The organism is Methanosphaera sp. (genome assembly GCF_016282985.1).
In the GTDB taxonomy this organism is placed as follows: Archaea; Methanobacteriota; Methanobacteria; order Methanobacteriales; family Methanobacteriaceae; genus Methanosphaera.
Map to the genome: position 1 here is coordinate 1 of NZ_JAEELZ010000017.1, position 2,530 is coordinate 2,530.

Annotated in this window: 3 protein-coding genes; all 3 read right to left on the bottom strand. The window is 29.8% G+C overall.

Going from position 1 to position 2,530, the window contains the following annotated elements; genetic code table 11:
* A partial coding sequence (locus QZZ11_RS01050) for a hypothetical protein (RefSeq protein WP_292472718.1) occupies positions 1-223 on the bottom strand: 223 nt, incomplete at its 3' end.
* A gap of 1 nt (position 224) precedes the next feature.
* On the bottom strand, positions 225-1,982 hold the full coding sequence (gene nrdD, locus QZZ11_RS01055) for an anaerobic ribonucleoside-triphosphate reductase (RefSeq protein ID WP_292472720.1): 1,758 nt from the start codon (positions 1,980-1,982) through the stop codon (positions 225-227).
* A 216-nt stretch (positions 1,983-2,198) separates the two neighbouring features.
* Positions 2,199-2,414, bottom strand: coding sequence for a hypothetical protein (locus QZZ11_RS01060; RefSeq protein ID WP_292472722.1), 216 nt, complete (start codon positions 2,412-2,414; stop codon positions 2,199-2,201).
* Between the last annotated feature and the right edge of the window lie 116 nt (positions 2,415-2,530).

A 2,530-nucleotide genomic window follows, 5' to 3' on the forward strand; every position in this document is an offset into this window, starting at 1 on the left:
CTATAACAATAGCCTGTGTAATTGGATTGTTCATATATCTTTCTACAATTTTAGAGTTATCTAATATAAAATCCTTACCACGTGTCCATGGTTCATTTTGACAAACTGTTATAGGCAACCCTGCTTCCTTGCAACACTTAAAATCACATTTACAAGTTCCTATAAACATATATGGCTTTTTATAATCACTAAAAGCTTCATCTTTAATTAACTTAACTTTCATATTACATTATCTCATTATGATTTAATACATTATACCATTTACGTTTATCAAATTCTCTTCTACGAATTTTTTGATAAGAACTAACTGGGGTGTAAAAACCTACTACTCTAGCATATTGATCTACAATTGGTTCCCCACAAATTGGACATGTTGTCGTACCAATACTTGCATGCTTATGTTTACAAACGTTAATTTTAGTCGTAAATGCAGAATAAATAACTCCAGAAGCAGCAACGTAATTTAGCATATCCCATGCAACCTCTTTACTTGGGAATCTGTTTTCAACATTGATATGAGCAATACATCCTCCACCACATTTTTCATCAAATAGATGACCTAAACGGCATTTCTCTTGTAAAGTACATTTTTCCATAAGAGGAATCCATTGATTTGAATAGATAAAGTATTTATTTTGTTCAAATAATAAATTATCAGCTGCACATAAAACTCCTGCGCAATTTTCAGCTGGGATCATCTCAAAATTAAATGTGAAATCACAATCAAAATTATCTTTTACATTGTTAATGGTATTGAGTATGTCAGTCATAAAATCAACAGCTTCATCAGAATAAGATTTATTTCCGAATTCGTCTGTATTAATTAGACCAAATAAATCCATTACTTCATATCCACCTATTCCCCCAATAGTACAAAATTGTTTATCTAATTCAACTGCACCATTTTGATAATTTGGTAGTAATCCTTTTTCAATATTACGTTTAATAATATGTCTCATTGAATATAAAGCTTTACAATCTAATTCAACTCGTTTTTGTAAAATGTCTAAATATTTCTTTTTATTCATTTTACTTTCATAGGCTATACGCACTAAATTAATTGTGCTAACTCTACAACTACCAACTGAAAGAGCCGTTCCCCCAATACTATTAATAAAAGCGTCTAATTTCTGAGTATCTGACAAAAGTCTACAGCAATTTGATAAAACGCCTACATTATCAGAAATAAAGAAATTACTATCAGACCATTTTATATTATGATCACTAGCCCAATGAGCAAATTCTTTATCTACAAAAATATCCCAATTCTTCGTTCTAATCATTTCATCCAGTTGTTCTTGTGTTAAATCTTTTCGCTTTAATAATGAAAAAGTCAGCACAGGGAATGTAAACATATTATCTTCTCTAATTTCTGAAACAACTTCCATGAAAATTTTCTCACAATAAATCAAATCTTCAATACAATCTATGGCAAAAGTTCCATCAGGAAATTCTACTCCACCAAATAAACCTTCTAAATAAGGTCTATCAAAAATGCTTACGTTTGTAAACGCGCATTGATCGATCCTCATAAAAGGTTGATTTAATCTATAAATAAATTTTTGAAAATTTTGTTTTAAATAATATTCTGGGCTTTTCATGAAATAATTATTTTCACAATCTTTTTTCCAAAAATAATAAGCCCACATAATCACATTAGGGACGCCAACAGCTCCAGATTGTCTATTCCCTAAAAAAGAAATAAATTCAATTACATCATCGAAATATGTAGTTAAATGTTTAGGGGCTTCATGATTATATCCATTTAAGAAAAACAACCCCTCTGTTGCTAACCTAGTTAAATCATTAGCCCAACAATATGGGAAAAAACTAGAAGTGTGAGAATCATTTAAGTAAAAACCTTTACTAAATTCCTGTTCTAACCACTCTTTTGCTGTTCTTAATCCCCACTTCTTTTTTATTTCATAGAAATGTTTATTTAAAGCAAAAAGCTTATCTTTGCTTTTGTCTTTCTCTGTCATAAAACTTCTAATATCTTTATGAGAGGCGTTAGCGTTTGGGTCACTTGTAATATCTGCTAAATTATTTCCATCTTCAAAATGATCTATAAATTCAGAATTATCAAGTTGACTAGAATGAATACCATTTATAAATTCAAAATCTTCACCATATTTCTTTTTTAAATCTTCTAAGCAATTTTCAAAATCTTTATTTAAATTTAATCGTATATCCATATATTAGTTCTCCTTCCCATTTGCCCATGCTACTGCTTCAGTATATTCCATTAGTTTATCATCAACTAATAGCAAAGGAAAATTTTTAGAAGCAAAACCTTTTTCTATTAATGTTTTTTCATCATCAATGATTTTAAATTTTATATTTTTTCCCTGTAATTTTTTTTCTAACACATTACACTTGGGGCAGTGAATTGTGTACAATACAACTGTTTCCATAAAGCCTCCACCTACATATATTCTAAATAGGGGTAACGATGCGAGACCGCTACCCACGATAAAATGCTTGTTTTATTTTGGTTTTTATTATTTACCTGAGGAACCAAATCCCCCAG